The organism is Mycolicibacterium setense (assembly GCF_000805385.1).
GTDB classification, from domain to species: Bacteria; Actinomycetota; Actinomycetes; order Mycobacteriales; family Mycobacteriaceae; genus Mycobacterium; species Mycobacterium setense.
Map to the genome: position 1 here is coordinate 113,762 of NZ_JTJW01000008.1, position 26,145 is coordinate 139,906.

A 26,145-nucleotide genomic window follows, 5' to 3' on the forward strand; every position below is an offset into this window, starting at 1 on the left:
GGTTCTCCTTGATCCTGTTCGGTATCGCCTGCCACACACTACCCTGCATCAACAGCAACAACACCGCGCCGAACGTCGTTGACGGCGCGTTTCGCGGTATTGCGCAGGGCAGGCGTTGGAGCGGCATTGCGCACCTGGTCGAGCAAATCGAGCACCTGGCGGCACCACCGGACGAAATCGCCCGCCGACAGTGCTGAACCCGTACTCCCGACATCGGAGGCCGCGAGTGCGGCCGCCAGATCACCGGTGGTGGCCCATCGGTAGACGGCGGTGACGAATCCCTCGTCGGGTTCGCGGCTCGGCGCCAGCCGGTGCCGCTGCTCGTCGCCACGCAGATCCGCCGACAACCGCCGGGTCTGGGCCAATGCCCGGCGCAGGCCGGCGGTGGGAATGTCGATGCCCACCGCGCCGCCGGCGGTGTCCCCGCGCGATTCGAACAGCACGGCCGAGAGCACGCCGGCCAGTTCCGCGGGCTGCAAACCGTCCCACAGCCCCGCGCGCAGACATTCGGCCACCAGCAGATCACTCTCGCTGTAGATGCGGGCCAACAGCCGGCCGGCATCGGTGACCTTGAGATCCGGGGCGCGCTCGGGCTGGGTGTCGTCTTCGATGAAGCCGCGCTCACTGAGCAGTGCCACGATCCTGTCGAAGGTGCGGGCCAGCGAGTTCGTCGCCGCATTCACCTTCTGCTGGATCTGGGCGTTCTCCCGTTCGATGCGCAGATAGCGTTCGGCGATCCTGGCCTTGGCCTCGCGGTCCGGGAGTTGATGCGCCGGGTGGTGCCGCAGTTGGTCACGCAGCCCGGCCAATTCGGGATCGACGTCACGTTCGGGCGCCGGGGCGCGCCGGCTCGACCGCACCGAGGGCAACGACAGGTCGGCCGCGGCCGAGCGCAACGCCGACGCCAGGTCCCGGCGCACACGCGGCTGCCGGTGCTCGACCCGCTTGGGCAGCGTCATCGCACCCAGCGGCGCCGATGCACCCGAGTAGTCCGCCGACGAAATGCGGCCGGCCCAACGATGTTCGGTCAACACCAGCGGACGCGGGTCGTCGCTGTCGCGTTCTGCGGGCTCCAGCACCACCGCAAGCCCACCACGGCGCCCGTGGGTGATGGTGATGATGTCGCCGCGCCGCAACTCGGCCAGCGCATCGGTGGCGGCCCGGCGCCGTTGCAGTCGCGACGCCCTCGACTGCGCGCGTTCACGTTCACCGATCTTGGTCCGCAGCCGGACGTAGTCGAGGATGGGCGCGTCGTCGGTACCGGATGACTCCTCGCGCAAGCGCTCGTCAGCGCCGAATGGCTCCTCGCGCGAGCGCTCGTCAGTGCCGAGTTCGGCCGCCAACTCCGCCAGCATCCGTTCTCCGCGCGCGATGCCGCGCACCAGGCCGACCACCGATCGGTCGGCCTGGTACTGGGCGAACGAGCGCTCCAGCAGTTTGTGCGCCTGCTCGGGCCCCATCTGCTGCACCAGGTTGATGGTCATGTTGTAGCTCGGCGCGAACGAGCTGCGCAGCGGGAAGGTGCGGGTCGAGGCCAGACCGGCGACCTCGGCGGGTTCGGCGTTGCTGTCGTCGGGCCGCCACAGCACCACGGCATGGCCTTCGACATCGATGCCGCGGCGCCCGGCCCGGCCGGTCAGCTGGGTGTACTCCCCCGGCGTCAACGGAACATGCTGCTCGCCGTTGAACTTCACCAGCCGTTCGAGGACCACGGTGCGGGCCGGCATGTTGATGCCGAGGGCCAGCGTCTCGGTGGCGAACACCGCCTTGACCAACCCGGCGGTGAACAGTTCCTCCACGGTGTGCCGGAAGACCGGCAGCATGCCGGCGTGGTGAGCGGCCAGGCCGCGCAGCAGGCCTTCGCGCCACTGGTGGTAATCGAGCACGATGAGGTCGGATTCGGCCAGGTCGGCGCAGCGGCGGTCCACGATCGCCGCGATCCGGCCGCGTTCCTCGTCGGTGGTCAGCCGCAGCGGTGCGCGTAGGCACTGCTGGACTGCCGCGTCGCATCCGGCGCGGGAGAACACGAACGTGATCGCGGGTAGCAGTCCCGCGCCGTCCAGCGTGGCGATCACGTCGGGCCGGCTGGGCGGCCGGTACAGCTGGGGACGGCCGCCGCCGCGGCCACGCCCGCGTGGCTGCCAGTCCGCCAGCCGGTCGGCCTCACGCCGATGGTTGATGTGGCGCAACAGATCCGGGTCCACCAAGGCCGAGGTCGATGCGGGGGCGGCTCCGCCCGCGCTTCCGCTGTGCTCGAACAGGTCGAACAGCCGCCTGCCGACAAGCATGTGCTGCGACAGCGGGACCGGCCGGTGTTCGTCGACGACGACGGTGGTGTCGCCCCGGACGGTCTGGATCCAGCCACCGAACTCCTCGGCGTTGCTGACCGTCGCGGACAGGCTGACCAGCAGCACCTCCTCGGGCAGGTGCAGGATCACCTCCTCCCACACCGCACCGCGCATCCGGTCGGCCAGGAAATGCACCTCGTCCATGACGACGTAGGAAAGCCCTTGCAGTGCAGGCGAATTCGCATACAGCATGTTGCGCAGCACTTCAGTGGTCATCACCACGATGTCGGCGTCACCGTTGATGGACTGATCACCGGTGAGCAATCCGATCTTGTCCGCGCCGTAGCGGGCCACCAGATCGTTGTGTTTCTGGTTGCTCAGGGCCTTGATCGGCGTGGTGTAGAAGCATTTGCCGCCCACCGCCAGCGCCAGGTGCACGGCGAACTCGCCGACCACCGTCTTGCCGGCCCCCGTTGGTGCGCACACCAGCACGCCGTGCCCGCGTTCGAGGGCGCGGCAGCCGCGGAGCTGAAAATCGTCGAGAGCGAACGGATATTCGGTGGTGAACTTGGTCAGCTCACCACCGTTTGGGGAATCGATGTCAGGTGGCATCTTCGTCGATGCCGATTCCCGCCGACCCCGAATGCCGCTCTGCCACCGGTTCCGGTCTCGGAACCGGTTCCACTGTCGGTATCGGCGCGGCCTCGTCCTCGGGCACCTCAAGCGCTTCCCGACGGGCCTTGCGTCTGTCGTTGAGTCTGGCGATCTGGATGGCGAATTCCAGCAGCACGGTCAGCGCGCAGGCCAGTGCCAGCATCGTGAACGGATCCGAGCCGGGTGTGGCGAACGCCGCGAACACGAACAACCCGAAGATCAATCCGCGCCGCCACGCCTTGAGCCGCTCGTAGGTGAGCATGCCGATCAGGTTGAGCATGATGATCAGCAGCGGGAATTCGAAACTGATGCCGAACACCAGCAGCAGGTTGATCAGGAAGCCGAAGTACTTGTCACCGGACAGCGCTGTCACCTGGACATCGCTGCCCACGGTCAGCAGGAAACCGAGCGCGGTCGCCAGCACCACATAGGCCAGCACCGCACCGGCGATGAACAGCACCGCACCGATGCCCACGAACGCCATCGCGAACCGGCGTTCCTTCTTGTACAGGCCGGGCGTGATGAACGCCCACAGCTGATACAGCCACACCGGGCAGGCCAGCACGATGCCGGCGGCCAGCGCCACCTTCAGTCGCAACATGAACTGATCGAAGGGCGCCGTCGCGAGCAGACGGCAACCACCGTCGGGGGTGATCTCGGCGCGCGCGGACGCGGGCAGCGCGCAGTACGGACCGCGCAGCCATTCACCGAGGCTGTGGAAGCCGAATATGCCGTGGGTGTACCAGAGGAACCCGAAGATCGTCGTAACCACAACTGCGGCGACGGCAATCAGCAGCCGGGTGCGAAGTTCGTGGAGGTGGTCGACGAGCGACATCGTCCCGTCGGGGTTGACCCGCGAACGACGACGGCGAGGATCGAGCTTTTTGATGAATCCGGAGGTCACTGGCGTGTTCTACAGGCCTGGTCGTAGACGCGAAGCGGCACCGCGGGGCGATGGCCGCGATCGTTGCCGGACCGGTCAGGCCGTGTGGCGGTCCGGGGACTGCTCGGGCGCCGGAGCGTCGACCCGTTCGGAGGCAATCGGCTTGGCCGGCGGGGTGTCAGCCGCCGGGGAGGCCCCGGAATCCGACTGCATCTCCTTGATCTCCGACTTGAAGATGCGCATCGACTTGCCGAGCGACCGCGCCGCATCCGGCAGCTTCTTGGCGCCGAAAAGCAGCACGAACACCGCGATGACAATGATCCAGTGCCAGGGTTGTAGACCACCCAATTTGGTTACCTCCAGACGTCCGTGCCGAGTCTACCCGCGTGCGTCGTCGGCGTCGTAGACACGCAGTGCCTCGGCAGCCGCATCCCGCACCCGCTGCGCCAACGACTCCGGGGCCAGCACAGTGACGGCCGAGCCGAAACCGAGCACGAACCGCGCCATCCACTCGTCGGAGGCGTAGGTCATCGCGGCCTCGCAGGCACCCCCGGGCAGTTCGTTGACCACCCGCAACGGGTAGTAGTCGAACACCCACGACGCGGTCGCGTCGACCAGCAGGGTGGCCGACGGTAAGGCCGGATCCGCATCGAACAGCGACGTGTCCGGGCCGGCCTGCACCGCCGGCGGCGGCGGCGAAGATGCCTCGTCGAGCACCTGCGCGTCGACGATGCGATCGAAGCGAAACAGCCGGACCGCCTCGGCGGTGCGGCACCACGCCTCCAGGTAACTGTTGTCTCCGACCAGTGCCACCCGGATCGGGTCGACGGTGCGACGGCTCAACGAATCCCGCGACGCCGAGTAGTACTCCAACGTCACCGCCCGGCCGTCGCGCACCGCCGCCCGCACGGCCGCGGCGGCGACACTCTCGGTCTGCGCGGGCTCGTCGACGGCCGCCAGCTTGCTGCCTGCGGCGGATTCGATCTTGGCGATCGCGCTGCGCGCGGCTTCCGGATCGACCATGCCGGGCACGTCGACCAATGCCCGCAGCGCCACCAGGATGCCGGTCGCTTCGGTCGAGGTGAGTCGCAGCGGCCGGTCGACGCCGGCGCTGAACGTGACTTCAACCGTGTCACCTTCGAAATCGAAGTCGATGAGATCGCCGGGGCTGTACCCGGGCAGACCGCACATCCACAGCTGCCGAAGGTCGTCATCGAGCTGCTTACGGGTGACTCCCAGCACGCTGGCCGCCTCGGCCCGGGTGACCTTGGGGTTGGCCTGGAAGTACGGCACCATGTTCAGCATCCGGACCAGCCGGTTGGAAACGTGGCTCATGAGCGCACCGCCTGCGCCCGCAACCGCACCAACACATCGTCGCGCAGCGCTTGCGGCGACAGTGCCACCGCGTCGGCCCCGTAACTCGCGATCTCCCTGGCCAATCTGTCGTACCCGCCGATGTCGACGGTGATCTCCTCACCGGCGCGGCCTGCCAGCGTGCGCGGCACGGTCGCGATGGCCTGCCGGCGCAAGGCGGTCGCCCGGCCGTCTGCCACCCACACTTGTGCCTGTTCCCCGGTCGGGGATTCGGCGACGACGCGCTGCACCACCTCACGAAGGTTGACGCCATCGGGCTTGTGCACGGCGCCGGGATCTCCGATCGCGGTGACCGTGTCACCGAGGCGGGACAGCCGGAAGGTCCGGGTGTCATCGCGCAGACGGTCATGGCCGACGAGGTACCAACGGCCCCGGTGCGTCACCACACCCCACGGCTCGACCGTGCGGGTGGTGTACGGGTCGCTGCGCGAATACCGGTGTTCGAACTGCACCACCCGGCCGCTGTCGATGGCCGACAACAGCGTTCCCAGAACCTTCTCCGAACCCCGGATGCCGGGCAGCGCGGCCGTGGAGGTGATCGCGACGGACGGATCGCCGCCTTCGACGTCGACACCGGCTGCCCGCAACTTGAGCAACGCGCCCTGGGTCGCGGTGATCAACTCCGGCGACTGCCACAGCTGGGTGGCCACCGCGACGGCAGCGGCCTCGTCGGTGGTCAACTCGACGGCCGGCAGTGCATAGGCCTCACGGTTGATCCGATAGCCCTCGGCGGGATCGAACTTCGACACCCGGCCGGTCTCCAGCGGGATTCCCAGATCGCGCAACTCGTTCTTGTCGCGCTCGAACATGCGCGAGAACGCCTCGTCGCTGGCGCTGTCCTCGTAGCCCTGAACGATTTTGCGGATCTTCTCCGCCGGCAGAAAACGATCGGTCGAGAGCAGGGCGATGACAAGGTTCATCAACCGCTCGACTTTGGATACCGCCACGAGATGAGAGCTTAGAGCTCACATGCTGGCGATCAGGCGCTTGACCCGCTCATCGACCGACCGGAATGGATCCTTGCAGAGCACGGTGCGCTGCGCCTGGTCGTTGAGCTTGAGGTGCACCCAGTCGACGGTGAAGTCGCGACCCGCCTCCTGTGCAGCGCTGATGAACTCGCCGCGCAGCTTGGCCCGGGTGGTTTGTGGCGGGGTGTTGACCGCGGCGTCGATCTCCTCGTCGGTGGTGATCCGGGCCGCGAGCCCTTTGCGCTGCAACAGGTCGAACACTCCACGGCCACGCTTGATGTCGTGGTAGGCGAGATCGAGCTGGCTGATCTTGGGGTCGGACAGCTCCATGCTGTAGCGGTCCTGGTAGCGCTGGAACAGCTTGCGCTTGATCACCCAGTCGATCTCGGTGTCGACCTTCGCGAAATCCTGGGACTCGACCGCGTCGAGTTGGCGGCCCCACAGATCGACCACCTGCTCGATCTGCGTGCTCGGTTCGCGGGTCTGCAGATACTCCACGGCCCGCGCGTAGTACTCGCGCTGGATGTCCAGAGCGCTGGCCTGCCGCCCACCGGCCAGCCGCACCGGGCGCCGCCCGGTCAGGTCGTGGCTGACCTCGCGGATGGCCCGGATCGGGTTGTCCAGGGAGAAGTCGCGGAACGGGACGCCGGCTTCGATCATCTCCAGCACCAGCGAGGCGGTGCCCACCTTGAGCATCGTGGTGGACTCGCACATGTTGGAGTCACCGACGATGACGTGCAGCCTGCGGTACTTCTCGGCATCGGCGTGCGGCTCGTCGCGGGTGTTGATGATCGGGCGCGACCGCGTCGTCGCGCTGGAGACGCCCTCCCAGATGTGCTCGGCGCGCTGGCTCAGGCAGAAGGTCGCCGCCTTCGGCGTCTGCAGCACCTTGCCCGCACCGCAGATGAGCTGGCGGGTCACCAGGAACGGCAGGAGCACGTCGGAGATCCGGGAGAATTCCCCGGCCCGCACGATCAGGTAGTTCTCGTGGCAGCCGTAAGAGTTGCCCGCCGAGTCGGTGTTGTTCTTGAACAGGTAGATGTCGCCGCCGATGCCCTCGTCGGCGAGCCGCTGCTCGGCATCGATCAACAGATCTTCCAGGACGCGCTCGCCGGCGCGGTCGTGGGTGACCAGCTGGGTCAGGTTGTCGCATTCGGCAGTCGCGTATTCGGGGTGACTGCCCACGTCAAGATACAACCGGGCGCCATTGCGTAGGAACACGTTGGAACTGCGTCCCCACGACACCACCCGCCGGAACAGGTAGCGCGCCACCTCATCGGGTGACAACCTGCGATGCCCGTGAAAGGTGCAGGTCACACCGAATTCTGTCTCGATGCCCATGATTCGCCGCTGCACGAGATCGAGCTTACGGGTTCGGGCAGAACATGGGCGGCAACCACCCCGATCCGTTTGCGGCCGTGGTCATCCACGGCCGCCGGTCGTCGCTGTCCGGCGGGGCCGAGGTGAGCTGCGGTTCGGTCGGCATGATCACTGCCGGCACGGCGCGGGCTGCTGCTGGGTGATGCAGTGAATGCCTCCGCCGCGCGCGAACAACGGGCGGGCGTCGACGCTGACGACACGGCGGCCCGGATACTGTTCGGCCAGGATCGCCGCCGCGTCGGCGTCGCGTGGGTCGCCGAAAGCGCAAGCGATCACTCCGCCGTTGACCACCAGGTGATTGATGTAGCTGTAGTCCACGAAACCATCGGCGTCGGTCAACTGGCCGGGCGCCGGAAGGTCGACGATCTCCCACGGCCGTCCCGCGACGTCGCCGGTCTGCTCGATCGCTGCACGAATTTCCTTGCACACCAAGTGATCTGGGTGATTTTCGGCCGGCTGCGCATGCAGCATCAGCCGTCCGGGCGACGGTATCGCCGCGACGATGTCGACGTGACCGCGCGTGCCGAAGCGCTGCGAGTCACGGGTCAGCCCACGCGGCAACCAGACCGCGTGATCGGCACCGATGGTGCGAGCCAGCTCGGCTTCGACGTCAGCCTTGGTGGCGCCGGGGTTGCGGCCGGGGTCCAGTTGCACGGTCTCGGTGACCAGCGCGGTCCCCAGCCCGTCGACCTGGATACCGCCGCCCTCGTTCACCAGCTTCGAATCGACCACCGGAACACCGGACCAATCAGCAACAGCAGCAGCGATTTTCGAGTCGAGGTCCCACTGCGCCCAGTCTTGCGCGCCCCAACCGTTGAACACCCAGTCCACCGCGGCCACCGAACCGTCCTCGGCATGGACGAAGGTGGGGCCGATGTCGCGCATCCAGGCGTCGTCGAGCGGCGCCTCGACGATGTCGACGGCGCCGGACAGATAGCGCCGCGCCGCAGGCATTTCGGCGGGGTCCACCACCATCGTCACCGGTTCGAACTCCAACACCGCGTGCGCCACCGCCGCCCAGGTGGTACGTGCTTCGTGGTGTTCTTCCGCGGTGTCTCCCAGCGAATAACCGGCGGACGGGAATGCCATCCAGACGCGATCCTGCGGTGCGCCCTCGGCCGGCATTCGGTAGGCGGTCATTTCACCACTGCGGTGGCTTGGTGGCCGACCCCGTACGGGTGCGCCACATCGACCGGCGCGGTCAGGGCGGCGTAGGTGTCGGGCCGCCGGGTCAGCAGGAACGGGAAGAGCTCCAGCCAGTCCCGGCGCTGATCCAGGTCGAGGTCCGCGACCAGCACGGCTTCTTCGTCCCGAGGTGCCTGCACCAGTACCCGGCCGAACGGGTCGGAGATGAACGACGAACCGTAGAAGGTGACCTTGCCCTCGTCACCGATCCGGTTCGGCACCACCATGAACAGCCCACTGTTGATGCCGTTGGCGACGATCACCTGCTGCCACAGCGGTTGAGTGTCGAAGGCCGGGAACACCGGCTCAGAGCCGATCGCCGTCGGATAGACCAGGATCTCGGCGCCACCGAGTGCGTAGCTGCGCGACACTTCGGGGAACCATTCGTCCCAGCAGGTCGGCAGGCCGACGCGGGCGCCCAGGCCCTCGGGGTTGTACACCGGATACGGATCGCTTTCGGCCGACGGCCCCGGGCCGGGCCGGAAATAGGTGTCCTCGTAGTAACCCGCCGAAATCGGGATGTGCAGCTTGCGAGTGTAGCCGGCCAACTCCCCGGACGGGGCCACCAGGATTGCCGTATTGAAGCCCAATCCATCTGCGGCCGGAGCTTTTTCGTACAGCGAGGCGTGCACGAAGATGCCGTTGGCCCGGGCCGCGCTCGCGGCCAGGGCGAAGGTCGGTCCCCCGGTGAGATCCTCTGCCGACGCGCCAGGGTTGGGCCCGGCCGGGGTGTCCGCGGGGTAGCGCAGCAACGTGATCTCGGGCAGGCAGACCAGGGTGGCCCCGGCACCGGCGGCCCGGTCCACACCGTCCCGCAACACCGTGGCCAGTTCGGCCGCGTCGGGCCGCCAACGATGCTGGACCAACCCGACCCGCAGCCGCAGGCGCGTCGACTCGACGCTGCGGGACAACGACTCTGGCGCGCTGGCGGTCAGGGTGATCATCGGCCGTCTCCTAAAACGAATCAAATTCGTTTTATTGTGAACCCGTCGACACCCGTTGTAAAGAGCCGGTACGGGCACCGCGGCAAAACTACGATTCGCCCTGAGTCGACCGCAGCGAGTCCGGGGGTGCACCCAGGATGCGTTCGAACGCCTGCAGATAGGCGCCAACGACCTTCTGCGCATGGGGCCCGCTGATGTCGCTGCCCACTGCCCCGTCGGCCTCGATGGCGTCGATGAAGGCGTCGGCCAGGTGCAGCCCCATCCCGGTGATGATCCCTGCGGCCTCATGCGGGTAGTCGGTGTCGAAGACCCCCTCGGCGCACCCCTGCCGGATGATCGCTTCGAGCATGGGCGCCGTCGTGCGCATCGAACCCTGGGTCATCTTCTGTCGCAACAGCGCGTTGTTCTCGTCGTGCCACAGCCGGATCAGCGTCGCCACCTCGGTCGGGCTGTCCGATTTCCAGGCCCTGGACGCATCCAGGTAGGCGTTCAGTTTGTCCAGCGCACCGCGGTCGGGGTCGTCGACGATGCCGGCCAAATGCGCGCTCGCGCTTTCGCCCATCTGCTCGATGACGCCTTCCAGCAGGGCCTTCTTCGAGCGAAAATAGTGGTACAGAGCCCCTTTTGAGACCTGCAACTCGGCCAGCAGATCGTCGATCGTCATGGCTTCATAGCCCTTGTCATGCATCAGCCGGAGCGCTGCGGCCAGGATCTCGCGCCGCCGGGCGGCGTGTTCGGACGAGTTCACCTGCCGGGCCACGAATCCTCCATTGACGTTCGACGCTTGCCGAGCTTAGCCTAAAAATAGACCGACGGTCGGTTTATTAATCAGGAGGGTTCCATGCCCCAGCCAACGCCACTGGCCCAGCAACGCACCCGCGCGTTCGCCCGGGTCCTCGGCCCCTTCGTCGCCGTCGCCACCGTGATCATCGCGGTCCGGCTGCCCGGCCTGGGCGACCTGCTGAGCGACCTGTTCACCAGCGGAACCCTGCCCTGGATCCTCGGTGCGGCGATGCTCATGATGGGCCTGGTGGTGATCGCGTTCCACCAGTACTGGTACAGCGTCACCGCGGTACTGATCTCTGTGTTCGGCTGGTTCGTCGCGCTACGCGGGGCAGCCATGATGGCCTTCCCATCGGCCATCCAGACCGGCGCCGACGCCACGGTGACCAGCCCCGCGTTGCTGATCGCCGCGCGCGGCTTCTTCCTGCTACTGACCGCGATGGGGCTGTGGTTGACCTACGTCGGCTGGCGCCCCGAGCACACCGACGCGCGCTGATGCGGCGGGACCCTTGAGCCCGTCCAACACGAAAGCCAGGTGACGTCGCCATACGGCATCGTCACCGTCGGCCATCGCGATCACCTTCGACATCGCCCACATCAACGTTGCGAGGTCGTCGGCACCGAAGTCGGCTCGTAGCGCTCCGGCGCTACGAGCCTGTTCGACGACGACCTCCAGCAGCCCGCCGGCACGGCCACACTCCCCCGCAACATCGACGGCACCGACCGGATTGCGCGCCACCGCGTCGTTGATGCTGCGGTCGGAGGCCTGCATCGCGAACAGGCTGTCCAGGAATTCCGTGAACCCCCGCCATGGGTCGGCATCGGCGAGCGCCTGCTGCGCCAACCGGTCGATGACGGCCAACCGGTCCGACAGCACCACATCCAGGAGTGCGCCACGGTTCGGAAAGTGGTTGTAGAGCGTGCCGATACTCACGCCCGCCTTTCGGGCGACCTCCTCGAGAGGTACGTCGACCCCGCGTTCGGTGAAGAGTTCGGCGGCCGCTGCCACCAGGCGGTCCCGGTTACGGACAGCATCCGCGCGCATCGCCGACATGGCGTTCATCCTAGCGAAGTTGAGGGACCACTCAACTTGTGATACTAAGTTGAGCATGACCTCAACTTCTGCTCCCGTCCTGGTGGTTCTCGGCGTCGGCCCCGGTCTCGGCCTGTCGGTCGCACACAGATTCGGCACCGCGGGATACCGCGTGGCCCTGATTTCACGTTCACCACAACGACATTCGAGTTATCTGGCGTCATTGGGCGACAAGGGCATCGAGGCGGCCGCGTTTGTCGCCGACGCGTCCCGGCCCGATCAGCTGCGGACGGCCATCGACGCGGTGCGCGCCCGGTTCGGCCGCATCGACGTCGGCTACTACGGTCCGGCCGCCTTCGAAACGGCGCCGACGGACGACATCGCCGATCTCGACGCCGCAGGCGCGAAGTCGGCGCTCGACACCGTCGTGCCCGCGGTCGACTTCGCCTCCCAGCTGCTACCCGAGATGCGGCAGCGCGGCAGCGGAGGACTGCTGTTCGCCGGCGGGCTGAGCAGTGTGGTGCCGATGCCCGCGCTCGGTGGGCTGGCACTGGCCGCCGCCGCTCTGCGCAACTATGCACTCACCCTGCATGCCGCACTCGCCCCCGCCGGGATCTACGCCGGCACCCTCACGATCGGCGGCCTGATCGAGCGCGGCGACATCCATCGCGCGATGGCCGATTCGGAGCAGTTCGCCGGCATCGCGATCCACACGCTGAATCCAGACGACCTGGCCGAGCGGGTCTGGCAGCTCTACACCGACCGCACGGACGCGGAGGCAGTCGTCAACGTCATCGCCTAGCTGTGCCTGCCCGCCACGGAATTCCGAATCTGGCCGGCACGCCGTCGCTGAACATGACATGAACCGGCTGCCCGGCGCACACGTCGCCGAGTCCGACCGACCCGAACAGTCCCGACTCCTCGAAGCCGATCAGTTCCGCGGACCGCAACGACCAGGCCGGATGCTCGTTGGGCACATACCAGGTGCGCCCGCCATGAGCGACGTGCAGGCCCCACCGCGCAGAAAGGAAATGCTCGAGCGGCCCGGGCACCAGAATGTCGCCGGCTCGGACCTCGATCCGGCTGGACGCCCGGGTTCGAGGCCAGCGCACGGCGGTCGTGTAGGTATGCCGATCCCCCGTCCGGCCGTACGACATCCTGGCCCACCGGTACCGGATTCCCAGCGCCGCGCGGGCGGCGAGCACGACATCGAGCCGCGGAGTGTCCAAGCTCAGAAACACCACTCCACGACGCCCGGTGCGGTCGGCCGAATACAAGCGGACATTGGTCTCCAGGAAACTGCCGAGCACGCCAGGGCCGTATCCGAACCCGGTGCCGGTCATCCGGAAGGCGACCAGGCCCACGTAGGTGAGACCGTCGAACGTATCGGGCTCAGTGCCGTCGGGAAACAGGTGTGCGATGCGTCCGGGATCGACCGGCCAATGCAAAAAGGCCAGATCGACCCAGTTCTGACGCAGGATCCGAGCACCGGTCAGTCCTGGCGCTTCGGGACTGACCGGCTCGGACACAGCGGCTACTCAGACGCTTTGGCATCCGAATCTGAAGCCGAATCCGCTTCGGGCAGAAGCGCTTCCAGCGCCGTGCCGGTGATCCGTCGGAAGCAGCGGCGCGGCCGCGTGGCATCGAGGACCGCCACCTCGAGGGTGGCGGGGCCCAATGCGCGCGGCTCGGAGCCGTTGGCGCTCGCGCTCAGCGCCTCCACCGCGATCTTGACCGCGGCGGCGAGGTCCGCATTCTCGGCATACGACTCGTTCAGCGCGGCGATGATCGGCTCGGTGGTGCCGCCCATCACCACGAAGTGCGGCTCATCGGCGATCGAACCGTCATAGGTGATCCGGTACAGCTCAGGCGGTTTGGTCTCGCCGTGATGCGCCACCTCCGCCACGCACAGCTCAACCTCGAACGGTTTGGCCTGCTCGGTGAAGATGGTCCCCAGGGCCTGCGCGTAGACGTTTGCCAGCTGGCGGCCGGTGACGTCGCGACGGTCGTAGGCATAGCCACGGGTGTCCGCGTACTGGATTCCGGCCACCCGCAGCTTGTCGAACTCGTTGAACCGGCCGACGGCGGCGAAACCGACCCGGTCGTAGAGCTCACTGACCTTCTGCAGGGACCGCGACGGGTTCTCGGCGACGAACAGCACGCCGCCGTCGTAGGCAAGTGCCACCACGCTGCGCCCGCGGGCGATGCCCTTGCGCGCCAGCTCGGAGCGCTCCCGCATCGCCTGTTCAGGCGAGATGAAGTACGGGAAGCTCATCAGCCTTCACCGCCTGTCCGGGTGCGGCGCGCGATGACTTCGCGAGCGAGTTCGGCGATGCGCTCCTCGGCGATCTCCACGGCCCCCTCGGCACCGATGGTGACCGCGGTCGGGTAGATGCCGCGCACCAAGTCCGGGCCGCCGGTGGCGGAGTCGTCGTCGGCGGCATCGTAGAGCGCCTCGATGGCCACCTTCAAAGCCGAATCCGCATCAACCGCTTGCGAATACAGCTTCTTGATCGAGGACTTGGCGAAGATCGAGCCCGAGCCCACCGACTGGTAACCCTCTTCCTCGATGTTCCACCCGCCTGCGGCGTCGAACGAGACGATGCGGCCCGCGTGTTGCGGATCTCCGGCATCAACATCAAAACCCACCAGCAGGGGCAGCGCCACAAAGCCCTGCAGTGCCGCGCCCAGATTGCCGCGCACCATGATGGCCAGCCGGTTCACCTTGCCGCGGAACGTCAGCGGCACGCCTTCGACCTTCTCGTAGTGCTCCAGTTCGACGGCGTAGAGCCGGGCGAACTCGACCGCGATGGCGGCCGTGCCCGCGATGCCCGTCGCCGTGTAGTCGTCGGTGATGTACACCTTCTGCACGTCGCGACCGGCGATCATGTTGCCCTGGGTGGAGCGGCGGTCACCGGCGATCAGCACCCCGCCCGGGTACTTGATCGCGACGATGGTCGTACCGTGCGGCACCGCGTTGGTCGGGTTGATCGCTCCGCCGTCGATACGGTTGACCGGCAACAGTTCGGGGGCCTGTCGACGCAGAAGATCAGAGAACGACGACAGATCCATGGCAACAGACGGTGTACCGGAGAGTGGTTGGGAAGAGGACAGGTTATCGCGCCAGATCACTGGCCGCCCTTTTGGACGTACGCACGCACGAAGTCTTCCGCGTTCTCTTCCAGCACGTCGTCGATCTCATCGAGCAGATCGTCAGTCTCCTCGGCCAGTTTCTCGCGACGCTCCTGGCCGGCGGCAGATGCACCCGGGAGGTCGTCATCCTCGCCGCCGCCACCGCCACGCTTGGTCTGCTCTTGAGCCATCGCTGCCTCCTGCAATTGTCATCGGCCGGGCTAACCGCCCAACCGGTCCTTCCACAGTACCGGTCGGCACCCGGATTGCCCGGGATAGCTCACCGCCGGAGATGGTCAGTTGGTGAGTTGCTCGACGAGTTCGGCGGCGCTGTCCACAGAGTCCAGCAGGGCGCCCACATGCGCCTTACTGCCACGTAGCGGCTCCAACGTCGGAATCCGGACGAGCGAATCGCCGCCGAGATCGAAGATGACCGAGTCCCAGCTGGCCGCGGCGATGTCGGAACCGAATCGGCGCAGGCATTCACCGCGGAAATAGGCCCGGGTGTCGGTCGGCGGGTTGTCGACCGCGTCGATCACCTGCTGCTCGGTGACCAGCCGCTTCATCGAACCGCGCGCCACCAGTCGGTTGTACAGGCCCTTGTCCAGCCGGACATCGGAGTACTGCAGATCGACCAGGTGGAGCCGGGGCGCCTGCCAGCTGAGGTTCTCGCGCTGACGGAACCCCTCCAGCAACCGCAACTTCGCCGGCCAGTCCAGGATGTCGGCGCATTCCATGGGATCGCGTTCCAGCAGGTCCAGAACATGGGCCCAGGTCTCGACGACGTGGGAGGCCCGCGGGTCGGCGTCCTTGATGTCGACCAGTTTGGCCACCCGCTCCAGATACACCCGTTGCAGCGCCAGCGCGGTCATCTCACGGCCGTCGGCGAGCGCGACCGTGGCCCGCAGCGACGGATCGCGGCTGATCACGTGCACCGCGTGCACCGGCCGGGCCAACGCGAGATCGGACAGATCCAGCCCGAACTGCGGGCCCTCCTCGATCAGGTCGAGCACCAGCGAGCTGGTGCCGACCTTGAGGTAGGTCGACGTCTCGGCCAGGTTGGCGTCGCCGATGATGACGTGCAGCCTGCGGTACTTGTCGGCGTCGGCGTGCGGCTCGTCCCGGGTGTTGATGATGCCGCGCTTGAGGGTGGTCTCCAGACCCACCTCGACCTCGATGTAGTCGGCGCGTTGCGAGAGCTGGAAGCCGGGATCGTCGCCTGACGGTCCGATGCCGACCCGGCCGGAACCCGTCACCACCTGCCGGGACACCAGGAACGGCGTGAACCCGGCGATCACCGCGGAGAACGGGGTCTGACGGCTCATCAGGTAGTTCTCGTGCGAACCGTAGGACGCACCCTTGTTGTCGATGTTGTTCTTGTAGAGCTGGAGCTTGGCGGCGCCGGGCACGCTGGCGACGTGCCGGGCCGCGGCCTCCATCACGCGCTCACCAGCCTTGTCCCAGATCACCGCATCCATCGGATCGGTGCACTCGGGCGCCGAGTACTCCGGGTGGGCATGGTCCACATACAGCCGGGCGCCGTTGGTGAGGATCATGTTGGCCGCACCCACCTCGTCGGCATCGACGATCGGAGCCGGCCCCGAAGCCCGCGACAGGTCGAATCCGCGAGCGTCGCGCAGCGGGCTCTCGACCTCGTAATCCCACCGCGTGCGCTTTCCACGCTGGATGCCGGCGGCAGCCGCGTACGCCAGCACCGCCTGAGTCGAGGTCAAGATCGGATTGGCGGTCGGATCGGACGGCGATGAGATGCCGTATTCGACCTCTGTTCCGATAATCCGTTGCATGGGGCCAGCCTAGGCGACGGCCTGCGCACCCCGAGCCGCAAGGTATTCGGGCCGTGGCCGCGGGGCGGCGAACGGCTCGGTCAGTGCGTTCTCGACCGAGTTGAACACCAGGAAGACATTCGACCTCGGCAGCGGCGTGATGTTGGACCCCGACCCGTGCAGCAGGTTCGCGTCGAACCACAGCGCGGTCCCGGGCGGACCGGTGAACTGGTGGATGTCGTGCTCGTCGACGGCCTTGGTCAGTGTCGTCTGATCGGGCACACCCACGCTCTGGGCGACCAGGGAGGTGTCGTGGTTGTCCTCGGGCGTGGCGCCGACGCACGGATAGAACGTCTGGTGCGAGCCGGGGATCACCATCAGCGACCCGTTGTAGGGGTAGTTCTCGGTCAGGGCGATCGAGCACGAGACGGCGCGGATGGCCGGCATGCCGTCCTCGGCATGCCAGGTCTCGAAGTCCGAATGCCAGTAGAACCCCGTCCCGGTGAAACCGGGCATGAGGTTGATCCGGGCCTGGTGGATGTAGACGTCGCCGCCGAGCAACTGCCGCGCGACCGGCAGCACCGTGTCCAGCCGGACCACCTGAGCCACCAGATCGCTCAGCAGATGAGGCTCGAAGATCGACCGGATCGTGCCGCCCGGCTCACGGATCACACGCGGATCGTCCTTCTCCAGATCCACTGCCACCCGGTCGATTTCGTGCCGCAACAACGGCAGCCAATCATCGGACACCGTCTCGGGCGCAACCAGGTAGCCGTACTCGGAGAAGCCGTCGAGGTGGTGCTGGCTCAGCGGCCCGTCGGCCACACCGCCCCACACCACGGGCTCCTGGCGCGGTATCGGATCGATCGCGTGGTCGAGTCGGGTCGGGTAACGATCCTCGACAGCGGCCGACTCCGCGCGCGGTCCGCCCACGGGTTCTCGCTGGACTGCCGTCATGCGACCGACTGCGGCGCCGGGTAGACACCGTTCTCGTCGTGGACCTCCCGCCCGGTCACCGGCGGATTGAACACGCACAACATCCGGAGTTGCTCGTCGCACGTAACCCGGTGGCGGTCATGGTTGTTGAGGACATACATGGTCCCGTCGGCGAGCGGGTACTGCTGACCGGTCTGCAGATCCGTCAGCGTGCCCGTGCCCTCGATGACCCAGACCGCCTCGATGTGGTGCTGGTAGTGGAACTCGTTGACCGACCCGGCCTCGATGGTGGTCTCGTGGAACGAGAAGCCGACACCGTCGCCGGCCAGGAGGATGCGCTTGGATCGCCAGGTTCCGTCGGCCACATCGCGGTCTGTTCCGGTGATCTCAGCTGTGGTGCGAACGATCATGTGTCAAGCCTCCTCAGGCCAACGTGACTGCGACGGACTCGGCGAGAATGTCGAGCCCCTCGGACAATTCGGTCGGAAGGGTGGTCAACGGCGGCAGCAGTTTGACCACCTCGTCGGACGGACCGCTGGTTTCCATCAGCGCACCGCGGTCGAAGGCGGCCCGGCAGACCTTTCCGGCCATGTCCGCCTCGTCGAATTTGAGTCCCTGGGCCATTCCGCGACCACGGGCCGTCACGCCTTCATGGGCAGCGGCGATCTCCTCCAGCCGGTTCCGGATCAACTCACCCTTGGCCACCGTCTCGGCGCTGAATTGGTCATTCTGCCAATAATTCTCGATGGCCGCGGTGGCGGTGATGAAGGCGGGGTTGTGCCCACGGAAGGTGCCGTTGTGCTCGCCGGGCGTCCACATGTCGAGCTCACGACGGAAGAGGGTGAGCGCCATCGGCAGGCCGTAGCCGCTGACCGACTTGGATATCGTGACGATATCGGGCACGATGCCGGCGGCCTCGAAGCTGAAGAACGGCCCGGTCCGGCCGCACCCCATCTGGACGTCGTCGACGATCAGGAGGATGTCACGCTCGCTGCACAAGTCGGCCAGCGCGCGCAGCCATTCGATCCGCGCGACGTTGAGACCGCCCTCACCCTGGACGGTTTCGACGATCACTGCGGCGGGGCGGTTGAGTCCGCTGCCCGAATCATCGAGCACGCGAGCGAACCACTGGAAGTCTTCGGTGACTCCGCCGAAGTAGTTGTCGTAAGGCATCGGGGTGGCGTGCACCAACGGGATACCCGCCCCGGCCCGCTTCATAGAGTTGCCGGTGACCGACAGCGCACCCAGCGTCATGCCGTGGAATGCATTGGTGAAGCTGATAACCGACTCGCGCCCGGTCACCTTCCTGGCCAGCTTGAGTGCCGACTCCACCGAGTTGGCGCCCGTCGGCCCGGGAAACTGCACCTTGTAGTCCAGCCCGCGCGGCTTCAGGATGAGCCGCTCGAAGCTCTCCAGGAACCGCTGCTTGGCCGCGGTGGCCATGTCGAGCGAGTGCACGATCCCATCGGAGGCAAGGTATTCGAGCAACGGCTCCTTCAAGGCGGCGTTGTTGTGGCCGTAGTTCAGCGCCCCTGCCCCGGCGAAGAAGTCGATGTAGGTACGCCCCGCGGTGTCGGTCACCCAGGAGCCTGCGGCACTGTTCATGACAGTGGGCCAGCCGCGGCAATAACTGCGCACCTCGGACTCGACCGTGCTGAACACGTCGGGAAGGTCAGATTCGGACAACGGCGCTGTCGTAGCGAGCAGCAAGGGACAATCCTTCCAAATTAATCAAACTGGTTATCAGATAACTGATTTCAGCGAGAGAGCGGTGTGGCGATGGGCCCCATCCGCAGAATCGGCTCGTCTTCGTGTCCCCCGTCGGCGTCGAGGAGGTGGCACTCGAAGTGCGGGTCCTCGACGAGTGGGACGCCGTGACGGCGCGCGAAGGCGCCGAAGAATGCGCGTGAGGCGGCATTGCCGGGCGAGACCGTGGCTTCCACGGTCACCGGGCGCCCGTCGCGCTGCGCCCGCACCCGGTGCACGAGCGCGTCGAGCATGGTGCTGGCCAGTCCCCCGCCCTGCGCCGACGGCGCCACGGCGACCTGCCAGACGAACAGGACATCCGGTCGCGGCGGCGGGTGGTAACCCGTGATGAATCCGTGCAGGTCACCGTTGCGTTCCGCCACTATTGACGTGGCAGCAAAATCGGTCGCCAGCAACAGATAGGCGTACGTGGAATTCACATCGAGCACGCCGGTGGCTTCCGCAAGGTCGCGGATGCCAATCGCGTCGGTACTTCGTGGAGGACGCAGGAATTCTTCCCGGGAATGGCGTCCCGGGACGCTTTCTAAAACACGCATATCGAGTTAAAAGTCACCACCGAACTTCTCAGCGATCATCATCAGTTTCAAGCCATCGGTGCCCTCGACGTAAGCACACCGCCCTGCCGTGATCAAGCCGCGCCACCGCCCGGGAAGGTGCGATACGTCGGCCGTCACCGCCTTTGACCTGCAACAACTCCGCGAATCGTCAATCTCAGAAAAGTGTTAGCGTCGTTATCGAATCGTTACATTGGCGCGCGGGTACCAACCTCGGGATCGTTTCCCCTCCGCCGGCGTCCGATCTGTCACGGCGCGACGGAGCCCGGCCCGCCCGGATGGCCCACTCAGACACCACCGCGGAAATTCCAATCAAAATCTAATAATCACCGGTGCGTTCAATCCTCAAATGGCGTTCGAATAGGCTCGGTTCTCCGAATGTCGTCACCGTCGCAGACCCACCGGGGCACATGCGGGCAACTCCACTGCATCCGTAGCCACGGGTGGCCTGCACCCCGCGGGCCGTACGTCACCGCCGGCACGAGGGGGTGTCAGCAACGCCCGACCCCAGCCGGTTCCGGCGATCACCAGTGCGGCTCCGGCGACGCCGGCGACGGTGACCGGATCGCCCGCCACGGCGACACCGAAGATGGCTGCCCACAGCGGTTCGGTCCCCACCAGCAGGCTGACCCGGGCCGGACTGGTGGTACCCAGTGCCCGCAACTGCACCCAGAACGCGAACACCGTGCAGGCCACCGCGAGATACGCGATGAGCAGCCAGTCAGTGAGCCCGTAGGCCGCCGCCACCGCCGGTGCGGACTGGCCCGATATCCCACACAGCGCGAGCGCCGCTACGGCGACCGTCAGCAATTGCACCAAAGTGGTTCGCGCGGAGTCGATCCCGTGCGTCTCTGACATCCGCGCCACAACGGTGACATGGACGGCGCGCACCAGAGCGGCGATCACCATCACGATGTCCCCATACCGCGGGGCGGTCAGTCCGCCGGATTGGGTCAACAACACGCAACCGATCACCGCCAGCGCGGCCGTGAGGTAGAAGCGACGACCGACCCGGTGACGTTGGATCATGGGTGTGACCACGATGGTCAGCGCCATGATCAGGCCGGCATTGGAGGCCGATGTCATTGTCACACCGTAGGTTTCGGCAATGCAGACCGCGGCCAGGAGAATCCCCCCGACCACCCCGGCAGCCGCCTCTGCGCGGGTCAATCCCGTCAACCGCCGAAGCATGACGGCAGCGAGCACCGCCGCCGCCACGGCGAACCGCACCACCAGTAGGGCGAAGACCGTGCCGGACGCGGCGATCTCCTTAGTGGCCAGGTAGCTCGAACCCCAGACCACGGCGACGGCGAGCAGACAGAGATCGGCGGAGCGTCGGGGCATACGACCAGCGTGTGGCCCCGCCGATAATTCAGTCAAGCTAATGTTATTTCACATTATATGTAGCATTACTTCATGGATGCCGGGCGCCTGCGGATGCTGCGCGAGCTCGCCGACCACGGCACGGTCGCCGCGGTGGCTCAAGTGCTGTCGATGACACCTTCGGCCGTCTCCCAGCAGTTGAAGATCCTGCAACGCGAGGCCGGCGTGCCATTGATCGAACCGGACGGCAGACGGGTGCGGCTGACCGATGCCGGCCAGGTGCTGGTCGGCCACGCCGACGCCGTATTGGCGGCATTGGACCGCGCCCGCACCGAGATGGACGCCTACCGCAACACACCCCGCGGCACGGTCAGTGTGTCGTTCTTCCCCTCCGGCGCGGCAATGCTGTTGGCCCCGTTGATTATTCGTGCTGCAGAACACGGAGTACAGGTTCTCGGCCGCGATATCGACGTTCCGGCATCCCGGGCACCGGCGCAGCTCGCCGACTTCGATGTCGTCGTGGTACATCGCGACGAACGCGACCCGCTCTCTCGGGGCCCACGCTTCGAATCCACCGAACTGTTGCGGGAACCTCTGGATGTCGTCCTCCCGCCCGAGCATCGACTCGCCGGCCGCGACCGGGTGCGGCTGACGGACCTGGCCGACGAACCCTGGATCGGTGTCGAAGGCGGCTTGATGGTTGACGACGTGCTGAACTCGATCGCGATCCTGTCCGGCATCCAACCGCGAATCACCCAACGGATCAACGACTTCCGCGTGGTCGAGGAGCTGGTCCACGCGGGCACCGGCATCGCCCTGATGCCCCGCCATGTGCGGCTCGCGCGGGAGCTGGTGCGGTTGCCGATCATCGATATCTCGATGGCCCGGCGGGTAGAGGCAGTCACCCGCGCGGGCGCGAGCACCCGGCCCGCTGTGGCTGCCGTCCTGGAGCACTTGCGCACGATCGCGGCGGGTATCAGCTCAGCAACCGCCGAACGTGCTCCCGGGCGATCCGCTCGGCCAGCAGTGGACTGACCCGGTCCGGCTCGACGGCCACCGAGCAGGCCAGTCCGTCCAACAGAGCCAGCAACTCGACGGCGGCCGAATCGGCGTCCACACCAGGGGCAGCAGCGGTGATCAGATCCGCCAGCCACCGTGACATCCGGCTCCAGTCCTGCCGATGCCGAATCGCGGTCTGCTCGTCGACCGCGGCGCGGGCCAGCCGCAGGAGCCAGGCCACACTGATGTCGCGATCGCCGGGTTCCGGGCACACCAGGGCCACCGCCAATGTCTCCAACCGCTGCGCGGCGGACATCTCCGCGGTCAGGCACTCCCCCAACCGGGCCAGGAACCGAGCCGAGGCGCGGTCCATCGCACCGGCCAGCATCGCATCCTTGGTCGGAAAGTGATGTTGCACCGCACCGATCGAAACCTCGGCCAGGGCGGCGACCTTGCGCACCGAGACGCCTTCGAAACCTTCGGCCACCAACACGCGCAGCACCGCGTCGGCCGTCCGGTCATAGGGCGTGTCCACGGCTTCAGCATAGGCGACCAATACGTCCGTATGGTAGCGTCCGCGAGCATGTCCTCGACACGGCTGCAGTCCCTGGACGTCCTGCGCGGCATCGCCATCCTCGGCACGTTGGGCACCAACGTCTGGATCTTCACCAATCCGGCGGGGCTGATCGGCTACTTCAACGGCCCACCGGACTCGCCTTGGCGGCCCGTCGAGATCGCGCTGCAGGTACTCGCCCAGGGCAAGTTCCTGGGCCTACTCACCGTGATGTTCGGGATCGGTCTTGCCCTGCAACAACGTTCAGCACTGCGCGCCGGTCTCCGGTGGCCCGGCAGCTACCCGTGGCGGGCATTGTTGCTGCTCGTCGACGGCATCGTGCATTTCGTATTGTTCACCGAGTTCGACGTTCTGACGGGCTATGCCATCACCGGCTGGATCGTGTCCTACCTGCTGGTCACCAGCCCGCGCGCGCAACGCCGGATCATCGGGTGCGCCGCGGTCGTGCACATCGCGATGCTGAGCGCCATCACGGTCGCCCTGCTCGGCGCGGCCGGTGACACCGGTTCGTCGCGGCCGCTCGACCCCAATCCCTATGCGGACGGTTCGTTCTGGGATCTGGTGCTGTTCCGCCTCGACCATGTTCTGCTGTTCCGGCTGGAGACCCTGCTGATCTTCCCGATGTCGATCGCCTTGTTCCTGTTGGGCGCCAGGCTGTTTCATGCCGGCGTGCTGGAGGCACGTGGCACCATGTTGCGGCGGCGATTGATCTGGCTGGGGTTCGCGGTGGCCGCGCCCCTCGACATCGCGCTGGAGGTCGCCGGTGGCGGCCCCGGATTGATCCTCGCCCGCTACGGCGTCGCACCGTTCGTATCGATGGGCATCCTGGCGTTGGTGGCCGAGTTCTATACCCGACGCCCGGCGCCCGGATGGACCGGACGCCGGCTGGCCGAGGTCGGCCGGATGGCGTTGTCCAGCTATGTGTTACAGAATGTTCTGGCATCGGCGATCTGTTACGGCTGGGGCTTCGGATTGGCCGCAGCAACGCCGGCGGCGCAGCGAGTACCGGCCACCGTGGCGGTCTACCTGTTAGTCGTCGCAGTCGTGATGTGCTTCGCCAACCTGTGGCTGCGCCGGTTCCGTCGGGGCCCGGTCGAGTGGCTGTGGAACAGCAGCTACCGCGCCTTGGCGGACCGCACGCGTGGCCCGCGACCGGTCCCACACCCACAAAACGGAACCTTGACCGGTCAGAGCTTGTAGCCGATCGCCCGCAACAGCTCCCGCCGTGCCGTCTCATCCTCATCCGATTCGACGCCCAGCGGCGGCTGCCCGTCGATCACTCCGGCGATGCCACGCCCCAGTGGGGTGACGGCAACGACGACGTCGACCCGATTGGCGGTGGCGCAGTAGATCGAACAGACCTCCGGAACACCTTTGACCGGGTTGAGGACGTTCACCGGAAATCCCTCGCGCAGGAAGATCACGAACACATGCCCTGCGCCGATCGCCAGCGCGTTGCGCACCGCCAACTCGACCAGGTCGGGGTCGTTACCGCTGCGGCGCACCAGCCGAGGACCGGACGCCTCGCAGAATGCCAACCCGAAGCGCAGCGACGGGCTGACGCCGATCATCGCCTCGTGCAGGTCGTCGGCGGTCTTGATGAAGTGTGCCTGCCCGATGACGACGTTGAGCTCGTCGGGATTGTCGACGGGCACCACGTCCCACGACAGCGCCGGTGTGGTCACAGCTCCATGCTGCCACCGGCGCCGCCGTCACGGGTGCCGATTGAGCCGAGGGCTTACAGGTACTGCCCCAGGTTGGATTCGGTATCGATAGCTCGGCTGGCCGACGAACTCTTGCCGGTGACGAGCGTGCGGATGTAGACGATCCGCTCGCCCTTCTTGCCCGAGATCCGCGCCCAGTCATCGGGATTGGTGGTGTTGGGCAGGTCCTCGTTCTCGGCGAACTCGTCGACGATCGAATCCAGCAGATGCTGGATGCGCAGACCGGGCTGACCGGTCTCCAGCACGCTCTTGATGGCGTTCTTCTTCGCCCGGTCGACGACGTTCTGGATCATGGCGCCGGAGTTGAAGTCCTTGAAGTACATGACTTCCTTGTCACCGTTGGCGTAGGTGACCTCCAGGAACCGGTTGTCGTCGATCTCGGCGTACATCCGGTCCACGACCTTCTCGATCATCGTCTTGATCGTGAGCGAACGGTCTCCGCCGAACTCGGCCAGATCGTCGGCGTGCACCGGCAGCGCTTCGGTCAGGTACTTGGAGAAGATGTCCTGTGCCGATTCGGCGTCGGGCCGCTCGATCTTGATCTTGACGTCGAGGCGGCCGGGCCGCAGGATCGCCGGGTCGATCATGTCCTCGCGGTTGGAGGCGCCGATGACGATGACGTTCTCCAGGCCCTCCACGCCGTCGATCTCCGAAAGGAGCTGCGGCACAACGGTTGTCTCAACATCAGAGCTGACACCGGTGCCGCGGGTGCGGAAGATCGAGTCCATCTCGTCGAAGAACACGATCACCGGCGTGCCCTCGGAAGCCTTCTCACGGGCCCGCTGGAAGATCAGCCGGATGTGGCGCTCGGTCTCACCGACGAACTTGTTGAGCAGCTCGGGGCCCTTGATGTTGAGGAAGTAGCTCTTCGCCTCACGGGCATCGTCGCCACGAACCTCGGCCATCTTCTTGGCCAGCGAGTTCGCCACGGCCTTGGCGATGAGCGTCTTACCGCAACCGGGCGGACCGTAGAGCAGCACGCCCTTGGGCGGGCGAAGCGAATACTCGCGATAGAGCTCCTTGTGCAGGAAGGGCAGCTCCACCGCGTCCCGGATCTGCTCGATCTGGCGACCGAGGCCACCGATGTCGCTGTAGCTGACGTCGGGCACCTCTTCGAGGACGAGATCCTCGACCTCGGCCTTGGGGATGCGCTCGAAGGCATAGCCGGCCTTGGTGTCGACCAGCAGCGAGTCACCCGGCCGCAATCTGCGGGGCCGGTCGTCGTCCTGCCTGGCGTCGGGAAGATCGGGCAGATCCTCGGCCGCGATCAGGGGTTCGGCCAGCCAGACGATGCGTTCCTCGTCGGCGTGCCCGACCACCAGGGCCCGGTGCCCGTCGGACAGGATCTCGCGCAGGGTGCTGATCTCGCCGACTGATTCGAAGTTACCGGCCTCGACCACGGTGAGCGCCTCGTTGAGCCGGACCGTCTGGCCCTGCTTCAGCGATGCGGTCTCGATGTTCGGCGAGCAGGTGAGGCGCATCTTGCGGCCCGAGGTGAACACGTCGACGGTGTCGTCCTCGTGGGTACCCAGCAGCACGCCGTAGCCGCTCGGTGGCTGTCCCAGCCGGTCGACCTCCTCGCGCAGGGCGAGCAGTTGCTGGCGTGCCTCTTTGAGGGTGTCCATGAGCTTGGCGTTGCGCGAGGCGAGCGAGTCGATCCGCGCCTCGAGCTGGTGGACGTCGCGAGCGCTGCGCAGCCCGCTCTGGGGGCCTACCGCATTCTCCAGTTGCTCCCGCAGAACCGCGGCCTCACGACGCAGCGATTCCAGCTCGGCGGCCTCATCGCTGGACATGGGCTGCGAGTGGCCGGCCGATAAGCTCTCGGCAGAGCCGTCCGAACGCTCTGACTCACTCATATTG

27 protein-coding genes are annotated in these 26,145 nt (G+C 66.7%); 4 read left to right on the plus strand and 23 right to left on the minus strand.

The features are described from left to right. Positions 1-38 precede the first annotated feature (38 nt). The 9 genes from QQ25_RS18890 to QQ25_RS29790 form a co-directional block, all read right to left on the minus strand. On the minus strand, positions 39-2,900 hold the full coding sequence (locus tag QQ25_RS18890; protein ID WP_039380434.1) for a DEAD/DEAH box helicase: 2,862 nt from the start codon (positions 2,898-2,900) through the stop codon (positions 39-41). Next, positions 2,890-3,846 carry a twin-arginine translocase subunit TatC gene (gene tatC / locus QQ25_RS18895; protein WP_039380436.1) on the minus strand — a complete coding sequence of 319 codons (957 nt, stop codon included), beginning with the start codon at positions 3,844-3,846 and terminating at the stop codon, positions 2,890-2,892. The genes QQ25_RS18890 and tatC overlap by 11 nt, the downstream gene beginning before the upstream one ends. Before the next feature lie 75 nt (positions 3,847-3,921). Beyond that, the gene (gene tatA, locus QQ25_RS18900) at positions 3,922-4,173 is read right to left on the minus strand and encodes a Sec-independent protein translocase subunit TatA (protein WP_039321411.1); all 252 of its coding nucleotides are present in this window, start codon (positions 4,171-4,173) and stop codon (positions 3,922-3,924) included. Between the two features lie 30 nt (positions 4,174-4,203). Next, positions 4,204-5,160: a helix-turn-helix transcriptional regulator gene (locus tag QQ25_RS18905; RefSeq protein ID WP_039380438.1), complete on the minus strand. Its 957-nt coding sequence runs from the start codon at positions 5,158-5,160 to the stop codon at positions 4,204-4,206. Next, entirely contained in the window at positions 5,157-6,146 is a 990-nt protein-coding gene (locus QQ25_RS18910; protein WP_039380440.1) for a helix-turn-helix transcriptional regulator, read from the minus strand. Before QQ25_RS18910 ends, QQ25_RS18905 begins: the two co-directional genes overlap by 4 nt. An 18-nt stretch (positions 6,147-6,164) precedes the next feature. Continuing rightward, on the minus strand, positions 6,165-7,523 hold the full coding sequence (pafA, locus tag QQ25_RS18915; protein WP_029108862.1) for a Pup--protein ligase: 1,359 nt from the start codon (positions 7,521-7,523) through the stop codon (positions 6,165-6,167). A 132-nt stretch (positions 7,524-7,655) separates the two neighbouring features. Next, entirely contained in the window at positions 7,656-8,687 is a 1,032-nt protein-coding gene (locus QQ25_RS18920; RefSeq protein ID WP_039380442.1) for an agmatine deiminase family protein, read from the minus strand. Next, positions 8,684-9,676, minus strand: a complete 993-nt coding sequence (locus QQ25_RS18925) for a nitrilase-related carbon-nitrogen hydrolase (protein ID WP_039380444.1) — start codon at positions 9,674-9,676, stop codon at positions 8,684-8,686. The genes QQ25_RS18920 and QQ25_RS18925 overlap by 4 nt, the downstream gene beginning before the upstream one ends. An 88-nt stretch (positions 9,677-9,764) precedes the next feature. Beyond that, a complete protein-coding gene (locus QQ25_RS29790; RefSeq protein WP_052235918.1) occupies positions 9,765-10,436 on the minus strand; it encodes a TetR/AcrR family transcriptional regulator in 672 nt (223 codons plus the stop codon). Positions 10,437-10,517: 81 nt separating this feature from the next. Between QQ25_RS29790 and QQ25_RS18935 the strand changes: the two genes are divergently transcribed. Next, positions 10,518-10,955 (plus strand): hypothetical protein, encoded by a 438-nt coding sequence (locus tag QQ25_RS18935; RefSeq protein WP_039321416.1) that lies wholly within the window; start codon positions 10,518-10,520, stop codon positions 10,953-10,955. Here QQ25_RS18935 and QQ25_RS18940 read toward each other — a convergent pair. Continuing rightward, positions 10,887-11,513, minus strand: a complete 627-nt coding sequence (locus QQ25_RS18940) for a TetR/AcrR family transcriptional regulator (RefSeq protein ID WP_039321619.1) — start codon at positions 11,511-11,513, stop codon at positions 10,887-10,889. The two genes, QQ25_RS18935 and QQ25_RS18940, sit on opposite strands and share 69 nt — an antisense overlap. A 55-nt stretch (positions 11,514-11,568) precedes the next feature. Between QQ25_RS18940 and QQ25_RS18945 the strand changes: the two genes are divergently transcribed. Then, positions 11,569-12,294 (plus strand): SDR family NAD(P)-dependent oxidoreductase, encoded by a 726-nt coding sequence (locus tag QQ25_RS18945; protein WP_039321417.1) that lies wholly within the window; start codon positions 11,569-11,571, stop codon positions 12,292-12,294. Here the strand turns inward: QQ25_RS18945 and QQ25_RS18950 are convergent. The 10 genes from QQ25_RS18950 to QQ25_RS18995 form a co-directional block, all read right to left on the minus strand. Continuing rightward, positions 12,284-13,021: a YqjF family protein gene (locus tag QQ25_RS18950; protein WP_039321418.1), complete on the minus strand. Its 738-nt coding sequence runs from the start codon at positions 13,019-13,021 to the stop codon at positions 12,284-12,286. The two genes, QQ25_RS18945 and QQ25_RS18950, sit on opposite strands and share 11 nt — an antisense overlap. 5 nt (positions 13,022-13,026) lie before the next feature. Then, positions 13,027-13,767, minus strand: a complete 741-nt coding sequence (gene prcA, locus QQ25_RS18955) for a proteasome subunit alpha (protein WP_039321419.1) — start codon at positions 13,765-13,767, stop codon at positions 13,027-13,029. Then, positions 13,767-14,624 carry a proteasome subunit beta gene (gene prcB, locus QQ25_RS18960; RefSeq protein ID WP_039380446.1) on the minus strand — a complete coding sequence of 286 codons (858 nt, stop codon included), beginning with the start codon at positions 14,622-14,624 and terminating at the stop codon, positions 13,767-13,769. Before prcB ends, prcA begins: the two co-directional genes overlap by 1 nt. Next, positions 14,621-14,815 (minus strand): ubiquitin-like protein Pup, encoded by a 195-nt coding sequence (locus tag QQ25_RS18965; protein ID WP_003880265.1) that lies wholly within the window; start codon positions 14,813-14,815, stop codon positions 14,621-14,623. The genes prcB and QQ25_RS18965 overlap by 4 nt, the downstream gene beginning before the upstream one ends. A gap of 105 nt (positions 14,816-14,920) precedes the next feature. Beyond that, positions 14,921-16,429, minus strand: a complete 1,509-nt coding sequence (dop, locus tag QQ25_RS18970) for a depupylase/deamidase Dop (RefSeq protein ID WP_039321421.1) — start codon at positions 16,427-16,429, stop codon at positions 14,921-14,923. Positions 16,430-16,438: 9 nt separating this feature from the next. After that, positions 16,439-17,365 (minus strand): ectoine hydroxylase, encoded by a 927-nt coding sequence (gene thpD / locus QQ25_RS18975; protein WP_039380448.1) that lies wholly within the window; start codon positions 17,363-17,365, stop codon positions 16,439-16,441. After that, on the minus strand, positions 17,362-17,754 hold the full coding sequence (locus QQ25_RS18980) for an ectoine synthase (protein WP_029108854.1): 393 nt from the start codon (positions 17,752-17,754) through the stop codon (positions 17,362-17,364). The genes thpD and QQ25_RS18980 overlap by 4 nt, the downstream gene beginning before the upstream one ends. Positions 17,755-17,767: 13 nt before the next feature. Then, positions 17,768-19,054, minus strand: coding sequence for a diaminobutyrate--2-oxoglutarate transaminase (gene ectB, locus QQ25_RS18985; RefSeq protein WP_039321425.1), 1,287 nt, complete (start codon positions 19,052-19,054; stop codon positions 17,768-17,770). A gap of 47 nt (positions 19,055-19,101) precedes the next feature. Continuing rightward, positions 19,102-19,647 (minus strand): diaminobutyrate acetyltransferase, encoded by a 546-nt coding sequence (gene ectA / locus QQ25_RS18990; protein WP_039321428.1) that lies wholly within the window; start codon positions 19,645-19,647, stop codon positions 19,102-19,104. Between the two features lie 402 nt (positions 19,648-20,049). Next, positions 20,050-21,009, minus strand: a complete 960-nt coding sequence (locus tag QQ25_RS18995) for a DMT family transporter (protein ID WP_082017605.1) — start codon at positions 21,007-21,009, stop codon at positions 20,050-20,052. 72 nt (positions 21,010-21,081) lie between these two features. Between QQ25_RS18995 and QQ25_RS19000 the strand changes: the two genes are divergently transcribed. Then, on the plus strand, positions 21,082-22,023 hold the full coding sequence (locus tag QQ25_RS19000; RefSeq protein WP_039380449.1) for a LysR family transcriptional regulator: 942 nt from the start codon (positions 21,082-21,084) through the stop codon (positions 22,021-22,023). On the opposite strand, the gene QQ25_RS19005 is transcribed toward QQ25_RS19000, so the two are convergent. Next, positions 21,965-22,522 (minus strand): TetR/AcrR family transcriptional regulator, encoded by a 558-nt coding sequence (locus tag QQ25_RS19005; RefSeq protein ID WP_039380451.1) that lies wholly within the window; start codon positions 22,520-22,522, stop codon positions 21,965-21,967. The genes QQ25_RS19000 and QQ25_RS19005 overlap by 59 nt on opposite strands. A gap of 48 nt (positions 22,523-22,570) precedes the next feature. Between QQ25_RS19005 and QQ25_RS19010 the strand changes: the two genes are divergently transcribed. Continuing rightward, positions 22,571-23,761, plus strand: coding sequence for a DUF418 domain-containing protein (locus tag QQ25_RS19010; protein WP_039321433.1), 1,191 nt, complete (start codon positions 22,571-22,573; stop codon positions 23,759-23,761). Here QQ25_RS19010 and QQ25_RS19015 read toward each other — a convergent pair. Together QQ25_RS19015 and arc are read right to left on the minus strand one after the other, a co-directional pair. Continuing rightward, the gene (locus QQ25_RS19015) at positions 23,749-24,246 is read right to left on the minus strand and encodes an adenosine-specific kinase (protein ID WP_039321436.1); all 498 of its coding nucleotides are present in this window, start codon (positions 24,244-24,246) and stop codon (positions 23,749-23,751) included. The two genes, QQ25_RS19010 and QQ25_RS19015, sit on opposite strands and share 13 nt — an antisense overlap. 53 nt (positions 24,247-24,299) lie before the next feature. Next, positions 24,300-26,141, minus strand: coding sequence for a proteasome ATPase (arc, locus tag QQ25_RS19020; RefSeq protein WP_039321437.1), 1,842 nt, complete (start codon positions 26,139-26,141; stop codon positions 24,300-24,302). Positions 26,142-26,145 lie beyond the last annotated feature (4 nt).

Excerpts from the sequence above, each read along its gene's own strand:
- QQ25_RS18890 (WP_039380434.1), bottom strand. The coding sequence starts at position 2,900 with ATGCCACCTGACATCGATTCCCCAAACGGTGGTGAGCTGACCAAGTTC.
- QQ25_RS18945 (WP_039321417.1), top strand. The coding sequence starts at position 11,569 with ATGACCTCAACTTCTGCTCCCGTCCTGGTGGTTCTCGGCGTCGGCCCC.
- QQ25_RS18995 (WP_082017605.1), bottom strand. The coding sequence starts at position 21,009 with ATGCCCCGACGCTCCGCCGATCTCTGTCTGCTCGCCGTCGCCGTGGTC.
- thpD (WP_039380448.1), bottom strand. The coding sequence starts at position 17,365 with ATGACGGCAGTCCAGCGAGAACCCGTGGGCGGACCGCGCGCGGAGTCG.
- QQ25_RS18965 (WP_003880265.1), bottom strand. The coding sequence starts at position 14,815 with ATGGCTCAAGAGCAGACCAAGCGTGGCGGTGGCGGCGGCGAGGATGAC.
- QQ25_RS18980 (WP_029108854.1), bottom strand. The coding sequence starts at position 17,754 with ATGATCGTTCGCACCACAGCTGAGATCACCGGAACAGACCGCGATGTG.
- QQ25_RS18905 (WP_039380438.1), bottom strand. The coding sequence starts at position 5,160 with ATGAGCCACGTTTCCAACCGGCTGGTCCGGATGCTGAACATGGTGCCG.
- QQ25_RS18920 (WP_039380442.1), bottom strand. The coding sequence starts at position 8,687 with ATGACCGCCTACCGAATGCCGGCCGAGGGCGCACCGCAGGATCGCGTC.
- QQ25_RS18935 (WP_039321416.1), top strand. The coding sequence starts at position 10,518 with ATGCCCCAGCCAACGCCACTGGCCCAGCAACGCACCCGCGCGTTCGCC.
- prcA (WP_039321419.1), bottom strand. The coding sequence starts at position 13,767 with ATGAGCTTCCCGTACTTCATCTCGCCTGAACAGGCGATGCGGGAGCGC.
- QQ25_RS18940 (WP_039321619.1), bottom strand. The coding sequence starts at position 11,513 with ATGTCGGCGATGCGCGCGGATGCTGTCCGTAACCGGGACCGCCTGGTG.
- QQ25_RS19000 (WP_039380449.1), top strand. The coding sequence starts at position 21,082 with ATGGATGCCGGGCGCCTGCGGATGCTGCGCGAGCTCGCCGACCACGGC.
- QQ25_RS18925 (WP_039380444.1), bottom strand. The coding sequence starts at position 9,676 with ATGATCACCCTGACCGCCAGCGCGCCAGAGTCGTTGTCCCGCAGCGTC.
- dop (WP_039321421.1), bottom strand. The coding sequence starts at position 16,429 with ATGCAACGGATTATCGGAACAGAGGTCGAATACGGCATCTCATCGCCG.
- ectA (WP_039321428.1), bottom strand. The coding sequence starts at position 19,647 with ATGCGTGTTTTAGAAAGCGTCCCGGGACGCCATTCCCGGGAAGAATTC.
- QQ25_RS19010 (WP_039321433.1), top strand. The coding sequence starts at position 22,571 with ATGTCCTCGACACGGCTGCAGTCCCTGGACGTCCTGCGCGGCATCGCC.
- arc (WP_039321437.1), bottom strand. The coding sequence starts at position 26,141 with ATGAGTGAGTCAGAGCGTTCGGACGGCTCTGCCGAGAGCTTATCGGCC.